The organism is Synechococcus sp. O70.1, assembly GCF_047462215.1.
Classification (GTDB): domain Bacteria; phylum Cyanobacteriota; class Cyanobacteriia; order Thermostichales; family Thermostichaceae; genus Thermostichus.
Map to the genome: position 1 here is coordinate 1 of NZ_JANSIT010000013.1, position 13,786 is coordinate 13,786.

Sequence of the window (13,786 nt, forward strand, 5' to 3'; positions counted from 1 at the left end):
ATATGTGTATAAGAGACTGGTCTTGGATTGGGGATATCGCCAATGCCCAACTGGATAGAGGTCAAGGCCGCTATCGTCAGGATTCTCCCCTGCCGGGAGTGCGCTTCATCGAAGCCAAGCAAATAGGTAGTGACAGCGTGCGGGTAGAAATTGCCGGCGTTGCGGCAGCTCCCCAAGGCTTGCTGGCCCAGCGTAGCCCAACGCAGTTGGTCTTCGAGTTTGAGGGCTTGCCCTCTGCCCTGCCAGCTCCTGTAGCTGCAGCGCCCAGCCAAGAAGTAGTGCCCAATCAACCAGCCTCGCCAACTCGAGCTCAGCCTGGTGCCCCACCGGCAACCCCTGCCTCTTCTCCGGCTGCTCAAAACTCTCCTTCTCCCCGCGTGGCAGCTGCTACTCCTCAGCCTCTTGCCCAAAACTCCCCCTCTTCCCCGCCAGCTCAGACAGCTCCTACTCCTCAGCCAGCTTCTCCTAGGCCGGTCATTTCTCAGGTGCCCTCCGTGGGCCAGCTTAACCAACCGCAATTGCCGCCAGGAAGCTTGCCCACTGGATCCCCCTTCCAGGGGAGAGCTGTGGCTCCTCCTGCTGGCGATATTGCCGTTGGCACAATCCTGCCTGATCCTCCTCCGATTGACCTTGGATCCACAGCCAAGATTAGCTTGACCCTAAAGGATGCTCCCGTAGGCGATGTGTTGAGCCTGCTGGCGCGGCGAGCAGGGTTGAATGTGGTGCTCAACGATGTCCCGCCCGATTTAACCATCTCTCTGGATGTGCAAGACTCGCCCTTGCAGGAGGCATTCAACTATATCTTGCGGCTGAAACAGTTGCAGGCTCAGCGCCGGGGTCAGACTGTATTCATTGGAAAAACGTTGCCAGGAGTGGCAGGAGTTCTGGTGCGGAACTACCGCTTGAATCAGGCAGTCGCTACCAAGGAGTTGGTGGAGCGGCTCAAAGGAGTTCTAGACGCCGTTGCACCAGGTGCTCAATTTTTTGAGGATCCACGCACCAACTCTATTACTGTGGTTGGCACGCCACAACAGCAGGATATTGTAGCTGCTCAGATTGCCCAATTGGATGTGCGTCGGCGACAGGTTTTGATTTCCCTGAGAGCAGTTGATATTCGCTTGAACAAAAACGAAAGCTTATCAGTTAACTTGGGAGGGGCATCTGGCAACTTTGCCCTTGGAACCTTGGGAGACGCCGATTTTGGTGGTCAACCGCTCAATCAACCTCAGGGATCTTCAGTAAGCTCCGTTGGCCCTGCGGGCCCATCTGGCTCTATCACCGGAATATTCAATACTCTTAACCGGCTGCAACAATCTTTGGCTTTGCGAGTCCAAGCCGCCCTCCAAAACGGAACTGGCAAAATTCTGACGGATCCCAAAGTTGTGGTAGCAGACGGGGGATCCAGTCGAATTAGCATTGCAACCAGCGTGCCTGTTAACGTTGAAACCATCACCATACCCCAGGGAGAAAACCAGCCTCCAGTTGTTACTCAGCGTTTACAGCGGGAGGATGCCGGGGTTATCCTTAACGTCTCAGAAGTTAGGATAGATGATAATGGGTTTGTCACCCTGACCATTCAGCCGGAAATTTCTATTCCTGTACCCATTCAAGTATTGGAAGGTGGAGACTTCGCAGGCATTCAACTTTTTAACATCGACAGAAGGCGGCTGGAAGCATCTCAACTCAGGTTAAGAGATGGGCAAACCTTTATTATTGCTGGCCTCATTCAAGACAGGGACACCGTTGAGGTTCAAAAAGTGCCTTTCCTAGGCGACTTGCCTCTTTTGGGTGCTTTGTTCCGCTCTCAGAGTGTGAATAACGAGCGCAATGAGGTGGTCTTCATGCTAACGCCCTACATTATGGATGATAATGTTGCTTTTGGTCTTCCTCCCAATCCGTAAAATTCCCAATCCGTAAAATAGGGTTATGCCGAACTGCCAAGTTTCGTGACATCCTCCCAACACTGATACTATAGGCACAGCGCAGGACCCATAGCTCCCCACACCCCTCATGAGTTAACTCTCGACAGTCCTGAGTTACTGGCTGCATTAGCTTCGGGATCCGTTGAGTTGCATTCAGCAGCTAATGGCTTCTTCAAGTGGCCTGGGATCCACCTCGGGCAACAAGCGCCAATTCCACCTGATTTTCTTGGGGCTGCCCCAGTTGCACCTCCACATCTCGGCCAAAGAAGCCTTGCATTCTCTTCTGGTAGCTTTCCTGCCATTGTTGATAAGGAAACCTTGGGAGAATAACAGAAGCCCTAAGGTATACCGTCCACCCCGCAGTTCTTCTCTGTACTCTCTCACCTTGGGCAGCTCTGCCTCTAGAGGGCCCCGCAGGCCGAAAAACTCCAGATATGCGTTGGCCTCGTAGCTAGTGATGTCGGCGCGGACTCGTTCACGCTCCCCTCAGCAGCAAAGGGATCCCGGCAACAGGCCGATTGGCAAAGCCCCAAGCCGTGGCGGCGACTCCAGCCAGCAAGATTCTTGAGCATTACAGGCAAAAAGCTACCTGAAACCCAGGCTAGCAGGAAATGTAGCGGCGGTGGACTTAGCCCCCACTGGGGTGAATAATTACAGAGACGTCCACCTGGTGTGTTGAGGAGTGGCCTGTGGTTCTATCTCATCTGTCCAGAGCGTCTCATCGCCTGCGCCTGCTGGATCGCAAAGCCCAGGAGCGGGCCCCTCTTTTTGAGGCCATCCGCCACTACTGCAGCTTGGATAAGGCTCCCTTTCACACGCCCGGCCATAAGCAGGGACGGGGGATCGCCACCGATTTGCGGGAGTTTTTGGGAGAGAACGTCTTCCGAGCGGATCTGACGGAGCTGCCGGAGGTGGACAACCTCCACGATCCCGATGGGGTGATCCGGGAGGCCCAGGAGCTAGCCGCAGCGGCCTACGGCGCCGATCGCAGTTGGTTTTTGGTCAACGGCTCCACCTGTGGCGTAGAAACCCTGGTGATGGCGGTGTGCGACCCAGGGGACAAGATCCTACTACCGCGCAACTGTCACAAGTCGGCCATCGCCGGCGTGATCCTCTCTGGGGCCGTGCCCGTCTACATTGAGCCAGATTTTGACTTGGAGCTGAGCATTGCCCACGGCATCACCCCTGCCAGCCTGGAGCAAGCGCTGGCCCAGCACCCCGACGCCAAGGGCGTGTTGGTGGTCAGCCCCACCTACTATGGGGTTTGCTGCGACTTAGAAGCGCTGGCAGCCATTGCCCATGCCCACAACCTGCCTCTGCTAGTGGACGAAGCCCACGGGCCCCACTTTGGCTTTCACCCAGAACTGCCCCTCTCCGCCTTGGAAGCCGGGGCTGACCTGGTGGTGCAGTCCACCCATAAAGTCATCTCCGGCATGACCCAGGCGTCGATGCTGCACCTCAAGGGATCCCGCATCGATCCCAACCGAGTCCGCAACATCCTGCAGCTGCTGCAGTCCACCAGCCCTAACTACGTGCTCATGATGTCGCTGGACGTGGCGCGGCGGCAGATGGCCCTGGAAGGGGAAGTTCTCCTGGGCCAAGCCCTGGCTTTGGCGGATCAGGCCCGCGCCCGCCTCAACCGTATTTCCGGGATCTTCTGTTTTGGCCCGGAACGCATTGGCTCCACTCCCGGCTTTTTCGATTTGGATCGCACCCGCTTGACCGTGACGGTGTCGGGGCTGGGCCTTTTTGGCTTCGACGCCCACGACTGGGTCAACGAGCACTTCCACGTGCAGCCGGAGATGTCCACCCTGCACAACGTGGTCTTTATTGTTAGCCTCGGCAACACCCAGCGGGATATCGACCGGCTGGTGGAGAGCTTTGCGGCTTTGTTGAAGTATACCCAGGGATCCCCGCCTTCCCTGGCAATGGCCGAGAAACTGCGGCGCCTGGCCGAATTGAAACGCCCCCCCCTCCCGCCCCAACGGCTCTCGCCGCGGCAGGCCTTTTTTGCCCCCATCGAGCGGATCCCTTTTCAAGAAGCTGTGGGCCGCATCTGTGCCGAAATCATTTCCCCCTACCCGCCTGGGATCCCCATTTTGGTGCCTGGCGAAGAGGTAACCCAAGAGGCAGTGGACTATCTGCTGCTGGTGCACGAGGCGGGCGGCTTCATCAACGGCCCCGAAGACGTGCGGCTGCAGACCCTCAAAGTCGTCAAAACCTAGCTCCTCAACTGCCAGGCTTCGCCGTCTGGGCGGGGGGGAGTGCTGGCAGGGGGCTGGGAGAGTTGCGGCGATGGCGGACAACCTTCACCCGATCCACCCGCGGCCCCTCCATGCGCACCACCTGGAACTCGAGGCCTTGGTAGGTAAACCTTTCCCCTACGCGCGGGATCTTCTGCAGCTGGTAAATCAAAAAGCCTCCCAGCGTTTGGTAATCCTCATGCAAGGGGAGGTTAAGGTGGCAGCGCTCGTTGACCTCTTCGATGTCCAACTGGGCCTGGATAAGGAGAGTGTTTTCGTCCAGCTCCTCGATGTCCGGCTCCTTCCTTTTGGGATCCGGCCCATCGGAGAGCTTGCCGACAATCTCCTCCACCAAGTCCTGAATGGTAATCAGGCCCGCCGTGCCGCCAAACTCATCCACTAGCACCACCATCGGCCAGTGGTGCCGCTGCATCTCCGGCAAGAGCTCTGCGATCAGCTTGTTTTCCGGCTCAAAGTGAACCTCCCGAATGAAGGGAGCAATGGGGCTGTGCAAATCCAAGGATCCCTTGGCCAGCTCGCCAATGAGCTCCTTGACGTGAATCAGCCCCCGGATGTCGTCCAAAGACTCGCCGTAGACCGGGTAGCGGGAATGCCCTGATTCGGCCACCTCCGCCAGCACCTCCTGGACTGTGGCGGTTTCGGGCACGGCGTCGATGCTGGTGCGCGGGATCATCGCCTCGCTGGCCACTTTCTCGCCAAACTCAAAGATGTTGCTCAACAGCTCCCGCTCCTCCGCCTCGATGTTGCCCGACTCCACCGACGAGGCAATCAGCAGTTGTAGCTCCTCCACCGTCATCGTGCTGTAAAAAGAAGTAGCCTCCGGAACGCGGACGCCCAAAAGGCGCAGCACGCAGCGGGAGGAAAACCGCAGGAGCTCCACAAAAGGATGTAAAAAGCGGCTTACCAGTCGGTTGAGCCAGGCCAGCTTTAGGGCAATTGGCTCCGAGTAGAGAATGGCCAGAGTCTTGGGGATCAGCTCCCCCAACACGATCTGCAAATAGGTGAGGAGTGAAAATACCGCTACCCCCGACCCACCTTGCACAAGAGCGGGATCCATACCCTGCAACCAGGGCAGTTGCCTCAGAGCCAAGAACAGCGTCGGCGCCACTTGGGTAGCCCCGATCCAGCCCAACAGGACGCTGGCTAGGGTGATGCCCAATTGGGCGGTGGAGAGGGCATACTCCAACTGCTCCTGGGCTTTTTGGACCATTGCCGCCTGGCGGTTCCCCTCACTGGCCAACTGCACCATGCGGGAGCGCCGCGCCGAAACCAAGGAAAACTCCACCGCCACAAAGAAAGCGTTGATGAGGAGAAGGGCAATAATCCAGAGGAGACTGAGAGACGCCTCTCCCCACGTAAGCTTAGAGCTAGGTGCCGAGCCTAAAGGAGGGTCGTCCATCAGGGGAGCAGCAAGACGGATAGACAGCATTCTAGCTTAGAGCGCCTCCGGCCCTTGATTCTCTGGCGCCCGTCAGGTGGGCTAGAGAACGGCGGACTCCCGCTGCTGCGTCAATCGGCGATAATATTCCTACCCCTTTTCCTGCTGCAGTAGGTGCCGACCATGCCCGATTTTCTGCCCTACGCCTACTTTCAGGGCCAGATCGTTCCCTTTGCCGAGGCGAAGATCTCCATTGCCACCCATGCTCTGCACTACGGGACGGCAGCGTTTGGCGGCCTGCGCGGGATCCCCGATCCGCAAAATCCGGATCAAGTGCTGGTGTTTCGCCTGGATCGCCACTGCCGACGGCTAAGCCAAAGTGCTCGCCTACTCTGCTTCGATTTGCCTGCGGAGAAGATCGAGCAGGTCATTGTGGAGCTGATCCGGAAAAACCGCCCTTCCACCTCTTTCTACATCCGCCCCTTGGTGTATACCTCGGACCTAGGCATCTCACCGCGGCTGCACAACATCGAGAAAGACTTCTTCGTGTACGGGTTGGAATTGGGAGACTACCTCTCGCCGGAAGGGGTAAGTTGCCGCATCAGCTCATGGGCCCGCCAGGAGGATCGCAGCCTACCGCTGCGGGGCAAGATCACTGGTGCCTACATTACCTCCTCCCTGGCCAAGACCGAGGCAGTACAGTCTGGCTTCGACGAAGCTATCTTAATCAGCTCCCAGGGCAAAGTGAGCGAAGCCTCGGGCATGAACATCTTCATCGTGCGCAACGGCGTGCTGATTACCCCCAGCTTCGACCAGGACATCCTAGAAGGGATCACCCGCGACAGCGTCCTCACCTTGGCCCGCGACCTAGGAATCCCCACCCAAGAACGCCCTGTCGATAAGTCAGAGCTGTTCATCGCTGACGAGGCCTTCCTCACTGGCACCGCCGCCAAGATCACGCCCATCCGCCAGATCGAGCAGTACGTCCTGCCGTCGTCCCGCCCCATTACCGAGCAACTGCGGCAGAAGCTCACAGCCATCATGGAAAACCGGGATCCCGCCTATTCCCACTGGGTAAAGGTGATCCCTCTGAACTAAAGTCTTAGATTGCCATCTCCAGGCTGGCTAGATGCGATATAGATAGTTAGAGCTGGAGAGGGATCCCTTGCACGAGATTTCCATCACCTGGGCCGACTACCACCGCAAAATCGAAGAGCTGGCCGTCAAGGTTTACGAAAGCGGCTGGGAGTTTAACCAAATTGTCTGCATCGCCAAAGGGGGGCTGCGCATTGGCGACACTCTAGCCCGCCTATTCGATCTCCCTCTAGCAATTCTTGCTGCTTCCTCCTACTCCGGCCCTGGCAATCGCCAGCGAGGGCAGCTAATTTTCTCGCGGGATCTGGCCATGACTACCGCCAACCTGGGCAGCCACGTGTTGTTGGTGGACGACTTGGTCGATTCCGGCATGACCCTGAAGCGCTCTGTCCACTGGCTCAAGCACCACTACGGCTTTTACATTGAGGAAATCCGCACCGGCGTGCTCTGGTATAAAGCAGCCTCCATCTATCAACCGGATTACTATGTGGACTATTTGCCGGATAACCCTTGGATTCACCAGCCCTTCGAACCCTACGAGCAGATGACACCCAAGCAGCTAATGGAGTCCCTGCGCTCTTTGGGTTAAACTGCAAATCTAACTCCTGAGTAAGCTTTTAGATCGACAAGCAGCTCAATACACCGTATTCCGGTTGCTGAAGTTGCACCCCTACTTAGTTGCAACTACATTTAGGCTAACTGGTTCCCCGAGAAAGACCATATCGCTGCAATCATTGAACAGCCCAAATCTGTCCACCTTTCGAATAACCCTGAAACCTACCTGAGCAAGTAAAGCAAATAAGTATTCCCACGAGAAGCCAACTTTATGGTAGTTTTGCTCATCTACTTGGTCACCAAACATCATACGCATAATGCGAAACCTCTGCTCTAAAGAAACTTTATCCTTCAGATAAAGACGGCAGAGAGTAGGCATATCTGGGACACTGATCATCAACTGGCCCCCAAAGCGCAAAACCCGGTGCCACTCTTTGAGAGCAGTAGGTAGTTCACGTGTGTAGTTAAAGCGCTGCAGAATATAGGGAGCGTAGATGGCTTCTATAGAGTTATCTTCAAATTGACTGAGATCAATGGCGCTTCCAACATAATCCACATGGTCTCCTACCTGACTATCTAGAATCTTCCAGTCTGGATGAGGCTGCTTACCTCCAATATGAAGACGAATAGACTCAGCGGGCTTGGGCTCAGCTTGGCAATCTTCTAGAGGAGGAATAGATTGAATAAGTTGATGCTCATAAGCTAGCTCGAAGAAAACTCTCTCCATGGCTTTAGCCAACCGCTTTGGATCCCATACTATTGATCTGTGATATGAATCTCGAATAGTTTGCTTAGCTTTAGCCAAGCGTTCTGGATTATTGCCTAGCTGGATCCCACGCTCAATAAACTCCTCCACCGACCAGGTGATGCAATCCTCGAGGCCAACATTTTTCAGCAGGCTGTAACTCATTCGGCCATAGTAATGCCTGCCCACTAGGGTAAGGACTGGCACACCCATATAGAGAGCTTCCATGGTGTGGGTTGCACCTGTGTAGGGGAAGGTATCCAGAACAAGATCCACTAAGGCTAGTTGGCCACGATGCTCTTCCACACTGCTGGCTTGAGCAAGAAATCGGACGCGATCGAGAACGCCCAGCTCTTTGGCTCTTTCCTGGTAGCGTCTAATAACCGTAGCAATTTCTCCTGATCCTTTGACAATCAAAACTCCGTTGGGAACGGCCTTTAAGATTTGCAGGTGAGCGTCGATACATTTGGGAGTACGTTTGTAAGCACTAGCTGCGGTTAGGAAAACAACATTTTTCGGCTCTATTCTCAGACTAGTCTTAAAGTTTACCTCGTTGGCAGCACAGACGTCCAGATGATCAACAGCACAGTAGCTGGGCAAGCGAATAATTCTTTCATGGTAGTCAGCTTGGGCCTCCTCAGGAAGGATATGGGGATCGGCAAAGAAGTAGTCGAATTCCGGCAAACCGACAGCATCTCCACCAAGCCAGCCAATTTGGATAGGAGCGGCCCGCAAAGCTGCTACGATGCTGGCATCGTGACTGGTAAGGGAGTCCATAAAAACCATGATATCGATGCGATCCTCACGCGCTTGAGCAGCTACTTGAGGCGGCTTGGTTTCTCCTGGAAAAAAGCGAAAATGGAGATTTTCGTGAGAGCGAAACTTTTGATACATATTGTCATGACTGGCCATATCTTCATTTTTCCACCCCTGGTAGTAGTAGTAGACAACGTCCAGAAGATCGCGAGATAGGTTCCTGAGAGTAGCCTCACTGAGAAAGCCAACCGAATGTCGCTGAAAGCAGTTACCCAGAAAGCCTACCCTCAGCTTTCGCTTAGTTCTGCCAGATCCGCAGTAGTCTTGCTGATTCTTCTGCCAATATTCCGACCAAAGAAAGTCTCGCTGAGAAGCCATTAAGCTTAGGCAGTCGTTAAAGATTCTACCACCAATTTGTTGGTAATGGCGAATCAGAGAACGATCATCAGTTAGATAGCTCCAGCAAAAGCAAACTCGAAACAGAATGGCTTTAGCAATCGTTAGACTCTCGAGTAGATTTTCATCGTTAATTCTTAGTGATCCTAAGTCGGCTTCCCTCGATAAAATTAAGTCTATAATTTTCTGGATAACAAAGTTTACACGTTCCAGCTGTGCAGCATGGATCAACTTTTCCAGCGATTCTGATAGAAGGGATAGACAAAGAGTAAAGTTCTCTTGCACCTGTGAGCTCTCGGCCGCCGTGATGAGAGCTTCTCCTAAAATGGAATAGCCATCACTGGTAGAGTTCTGGAAGAAGGCGCGGGCTGCCCTTTGAAAAAAGTCACCGATTAAGTCCTCTATCGTCCACAAACCTTCATAGCGCTTCGCCTGCTCGGGATCCACCGCATTGGCTAGCTGGGCTAGCAAAGCAGCAAATCCGGATTTCTGGTCCTCCAAAAGACGAGCTTGTAAAGCTGTGGCCACCTCGAAGAACAGATCCAGGTAGCCGTCATCCCATAGCCGAGTGAGAAGTTGAGTCAGGAGGGGCTCCTGGGTAATGTCTAGGGTCTGCTCTTCTCCCAAACTGGCCAATTGCTCTGCCAAAGCCTGCCCGTAAAAGCCCACGGCCAGCTCGTCTTGAGCTTGCAGGGATCGCAACAGTAGAACCTGGGTGTTATCCCGCCGGGATGGATCCAGCTCAAAAGCCAGCTCGCGCAGCTTCAGGCAAACCTGGAAACGTTGTTGCTGCGAATCTTCAGTGGAGCTTTTTTCCAGGCTTTCTGCCAAGGATAGCAACACCTCTACCACCTTCTCCGCCGGCAGGATTCCTGCTTCTACCAAAGGTGTGTAGAGCTGGTAGGCAAGGTTCAGCCGGTTGGCAACCAAGGCCTGCTCCAGCGCCGATAGGGTGATTGCCTCTGGCTCAGAGGGAGAAGCCGACTCATCAGCCAATGAAGATGAGGGGAGGTCACAGAAGCCCCGCAAAAACTCCCGCCAACCCTTTGCGTCTTGCTCTCGGTAGAAAGCCACCAGCCACTCCGCAAAGGCATTGGGAGCCTGCTGAAGCAGTTGCCTAGCTTCCAGGATCTGGGCTTGCAGTGTAGGGTTCATGGGTGGGAAGGAGATCACAAGTCCTAGTTTGCCCCGCTGCAGCCAGCTCAGCTAGACCACCGGTTTTTGGGCTGCCCCTAGCAGAGATCCGCAATTGCACTCCGTGGGAGGGGACTGTTATGAACTGCCCGCCAGCGGGGTAAGTTAATAGCGGCAGGTAACCTGCACGGTTAACTCTCTAGGTTGTCAAAGGATCGAGTACCATGAGTGCGAAGTCTCGTCAGTCTCTGTTTCGGGCCAAACTGGCTCAGCAAATTCTCTCCAAAGCCAAGGGCTTCACCCTGATTGAGCTGTTGGTGGTGATTGTAATTGTGGGTGTGCTGTCTGCAGTGGCAATCCCGCAGTTCTTAAACCAAGTGCGCCGCTCCCGTACAGCCGAAGCTCAAGCGGCTCTCACTGAAGTAGGCCGTGCCTCTGAAGTCTACCGACTCGACTTCGGCGTCTATCCTGAAAATTATAATAATATCAAGCACGGTGGAGACAATAGTGACAAGTACATGAACGATCCGTGGAGGGCTCCCAACTACCAGACACCAGTGGCTAGTAACCGTTCGATTGCTCCTCACGCACTAAGGTGGGACACAACATCCAAAGGTGCTCCATACATCAACAGGGCTGGTCAAAACATTCAATGCACCATTGGGCTGGGAGCGGAGGAACCAGTAGTGACGGCTTTACCTACCTTTGTTGGTAAGAGCTGCAACGTCTTTGAGGGTTCGCCTCAGAATAACAACAATAACAACAATAACAAATAACAACCCGCCAGGGGGGGGGTGAGAGTAAATAGTTTCTATCTCTACTTTATGTACTCCGTGGCTCCCTGTGGGGAGCTTTTTTATTTCAGTTGCTTCAGTCTCCCTCAAGAGTAGGCAAGGGCTCTAGGCTAAACCAGTGAACTAGAGCGAGGACAGTAACTGTGATGGGTAGGAGATGCGAGTAAGAATACCCTTTTCGATGAGGTTCTGGTTGGTTTCAGGACTGCTGTAAAGTATGAACTCTTGATAAAGAGCTGCCATGCAAGTTCTATCTCCTGAGCAATAAGCGTCCCGTGAGGCCAAGTGAAAGGGAACCCGAATAGGATTAGACTTGGAGCGCCACCAGTAGTCGGGAAAGTTTCCCAGTTGAGCATACTTTTTATAGTAGTTTTGAAAGCCGCAGTTTAAGTAGTGCAAAATAGAGGGGAATGATGTTACCAAGGTATGACATTCTGGAATATCAAAGCTATGTACGCTATTGGGTAAGAGAGTGGGATGGATCCGAGCTGCTGACTTTCCATTCTGGTAAGCCAAAAAGTATTGACTCTTACTAGAGATCTTCTGAAACTGGGTATAGAATCCGGGATCCAAAATAGCAGGGTTTCTCTTAAATAAAGTGACCTCGCGGAAGTAGTCTTCGATCTCAAACGCTTCGGGAGCTGCTTCGTGGTTTAGGAACGTAACCTGGAATATATCGTCGCTTACTTGATCAAACCAATCCAAAGCCATCATCTGGCCAGGATAAAAAAGCTCATCTCCATCAATATGAAGAATCCAGTCCATTCCCTGATCCAGGGCAAGTTGTATAGCAGTTTCTACGTTAAGGATCTGGCGAGCCATGACCTCATAGCCAACATGAGGGCCATATTTTGGGTAGAGAACATTCCCCAATGCTTGTTGGACTTGCAAAGCTTCATCGTTGGGAATAGCCGTTACATCGGAAAACTGAAGTGCTACCTGAATAGCGGGATCCTCTGGATCGTCAAAGAAGACGTAAATATGGTCGATCCCAATAGCAAGGTGATAGCGAATAAATGACTCTAGGCATAGGCCTGGATCTCGAACAGTGGTTACAATACAAACTCTGGCCATAGTGGAGCTGCAAGCCTTTAGGTGTATTGCTCGGATCCTAGCCATGTGTTGATAGTGAAGCGGCTATCAGCGAAGGCTTGGCTAGGGCTGAACACTGGCAGGATCTCATGCAGACAGCTGCTGGAGAAGAAGACGATGCTGTTATTTGTAGGGGTTACCTCATCGTATGCCCCGTGCAGGATTGGTGGATGAGGTTTTTGCCTCTGGGTATCGTAGATGCGCAGCTCACCTCCTCGATAAGGCTTTGGCTCTTTGTGGAAGTAATATACGCAGCTCACCTGGCGGAAGGCAGTTTGTGGGTAGGAGTTATCGGTGTGGGCGGTAAAGAAGCAGCCATCATGGCTGGCAATCATCTCCATCTCAAAGATTTGAATGTCAAAGTTCTCAATGCCTAGCTCAGCAAAAATCTGGGGAGCAACAGCCGCAATTTTTTCTCGCAGCAGGGATCCATACTCTTGAAAATAAGCATAATCCAGACGTAAGGATCGCCGAAACTTCAGTGACTCAGCTTCGGTGTTGTTTTGGCTATAGCTTCTGGAGGGGATAAACTTATCTTGGTGAGCGATGGCATGCTCTAGAATTGCTTGGTTGACCTCAGCAGGTAGGAAGTTATCTAGCTTAACGTACCTGCAGGGATAAAACCGCGCTGGCTCCGGTGGATCCGGCTGAGCAAAGGTGAGGAACAGTGGACTGGTAGATAGCAATAATCCAGGGGCAGTTGCTTGGATGTAAGCCAGGTCTCGTTCGCTTAAGCCTTTGCGCTGGGGATCCCAGCTTAGGAGATAGATACCTTGACCCAGATTGTGAAAAATCTTTTGCAGGTGAAAACTGGGATCCACCCCCATCAAATCTAGGCTGGCTTGGGCTATGGCTCCGTAGTGGCAATGGTTAACTAAGTACAGGGCTGAGTCGGCCAAGTAATCCCGCAGTAGCAAAGACTGAAGCAGACAGGTACGGTAGTCCGTGAGTTCAGTCCAGAAACAAACGCCAATCTGGGTCTCTGGGAAACATTGACCGAGATCTGCCAAAAGGGCAGGGATGGGGCCTTCTAGGAGTAGAACCCGTTCTTCTAATCCCAACTGAGAAATTTGGGTTTGGATATCTTCTGTGCTGATTGACTTTTCGGATGAGCTCTGTAGGGGATTCCGTAGAATCACTGCTAACTTTTCAGGATAGCGAAGCATTGCCTGCAAAACAGCTGCGGACTCTTCCCAGCCAATCTGGCAGAAGATTTGCTGGCTAGGAAGGCAGGCTAAAGCCCAATCTAAGAGCTGGGTGAGACTCTGAGCTTGCTCCAGTTCTAGGAGAAGATCCTGAGCAAGGTCTTGGCAATCCATGGGGAGGGATCCCTGACGTCTGCTCTAACTTAATGTACCCGGATCCACCCCCAGTTCTCACAACTTTTAGGCCAGGCGCTCAGCCCTTTGCTGCTCCAGTTCAGCCTTGGCAGGCATCAGTTCCCCAGCGGCAGTGGCCCACAGAATCCAGGTGGCCTCCTACCCTCCCACTTCGCTGGGTACAGCCTCAAAACCTCGCTCGGCATGGGTGGTGGAGATGAGCAAGTCCATCTGGCACGTGTGCCGCCAGCTTTCCATGGGTATGCCATTGTCGTAGGAGAGCTCGTCTTGGGTAGGGGCCATCCAGGCAGGTAAACTGGACTCGGCTCTTGCAGA

General features: G+C 53.6%; 10 protein-coding genes. 5 read left to right on the forward strand and 5 right to left on the reverse strand.

Features of this window, described 5'->3' with window-relative positions; translation table 11 throughout:
- A partial coding sequence (locus tag NW833_RS08350) for a secretin N-terminal domain-containing protein (protein ID WP_414412163.1) occupies nucleotides 1-1,901 on the forward strand: 1,901 nt, incomplete at its 5' end.
- A 710-nt stretch (nucleotides 1,902-2,611) separates the two neighbouring features.
- Nucleotides 2,612-4,147 carry an aminotransferase class I/II-fold pyridoxal phosphate-dependent enzyme gene (locus tag NW833_RS08355; protein WP_414412164.1) on the forward strand — a complete coding sequence of 512 codons (1,536 nt, stop codon included), beginning with the start codon at nucleotides 2,612-2,614 and terminating at the stop codon, nucleotides 4,145-4,147.
- A gap of 4 nt (nucleotides 4,148-4,151) precedes the next feature.
- Here the strand turns inward: NW833_RS08355 and NW833_RS08360 are convergent, their stop codons facing one another.
- The gene (locus tag NW833_RS08360) at nucleotides 4,152-5,615 is read right to left on the reverse strand and encodes a hemolysin family protein (RefSeq protein ID WP_414412165.1); all 1,464 of its coding nucleotides are present in this window, start codon (nucleotides 5,613-5,615) and stop codon (nucleotides 4,152-4,154) included.
- Between the two features lie 132 nt (nucleotides 5,616-5,747).
- Between NW833_RS08360 and NW833_RS08365 the strand changes: the two genes are divergently transcribed.
- Both NW833_RS08365 and NW833_RS08370 read left to right on the forward strand, forming a co-directional pair.
- The gene (locus tag NW833_RS08365) at nucleotides 5,748-6,662 is read left to right on the forward strand and encodes a branched-chain amino acid transaminase (protein WP_414393039.1); all 915 of its coding nucleotides are present in this window, start codon (nucleotides 5,748-5,750) and stop codon (nucleotides 6,660-6,662) included.
- Between the two features lie 67 nt (nucleotides 6,663-6,729).
- Nucleotides 6,730-7,248, forward strand: a complete 519-nt coding sequence (locus NW833_RS08370) for a phosphoribosyltransferase (protein ID WP_414410548.1) — start codon at nucleotides 6,730-6,732, stop codon at nucleotides 7,246-7,248.
- 81 nt (nucleotides 7,249-7,329) lie between these two features.
- On the opposite strand, the gene NW833_RS08375 is transcribed toward NW833_RS08370, so the two are convergent.
- Nucleotides 7,330-10,266: a methyltransferase domain-containing protein gene (locus NW833_RS08375; protein ID WP_414412166.1), complete on the reverse strand. Its 2,937-nt coding sequence runs from the start codon at nucleotides 10,264-10,266 to the stop codon at nucleotides 7,330-7,332.
- A gap of 203 nt (nucleotides 10,267-10,469) precedes the next feature.
- Between NW833_RS08375 and NW833_RS08380 the strand changes: the two genes are divergently transcribed.
- On the forward strand, nucleotides 10,470-11,021 hold the full coding sequence (locus NW833_RS08380) for a type IV pilin protein (protein ID WP_414412167.1): 552 nt from the start codon (nucleotides 10,470-10,472) through the stop codon (nucleotides 11,019-11,021).
- A gap of 141 nt (nucleotides 11,022-11,162) precedes the next feature.
- Here NW833_RS08380 and NW833_RS08385 read toward each other — a convergent pair whose 3' ends face one another.
- The 3 genes from NW833_RS08385 to NW833_RS08395 all read right to left on the reverse strand — a co-directional run bounded on the left by NW833_RS08385 (nucleotide 11,163) and on the right by NW833_RS08395 (nucleotide 13,753).
- The gene (locus NW833_RS08385; protein WP_414412168.1) at nucleotides 11,163-12,113 is read right to left on the reverse strand and encodes a glycosyltransferase family 2 protein; all 951 of its coding nucleotides are present in this window, start codon (nucleotides 12,111-12,113) and stop codon (nucleotides 11,163-11,165) included.
- 17 nt (nucleotides 12,114-12,130) lie between these two features.
- Nucleotides 12,131-13,048 carry a 2OG-Fe(II) oxygenase gene (locus NW833_RS08390; protein WP_414412169.1) on the reverse strand — a complete coding sequence of 306 codons (918 nt, stop codon included), beginning with the start codon at nucleotides 13,046-13,048 and terminating at the stop codon, nucleotides 12,131-12,133.
- A 561-nt stretch (nucleotides 13,049-13,609) separates the two neighbouring features.
- Nucleotides 13,610-13,753: a hypothetical protein gene (locus tag NW833_RS08395; protein ID WP_011432125.1), complete on the reverse strand. Its 144-nt coding sequence runs from the start codon at nucleotides 13,751-13,753 to the stop codon at nucleotides 13,610-13,612.
- Nucleotides 13,754-13,786: the final 33 nt, after the last annotated feature.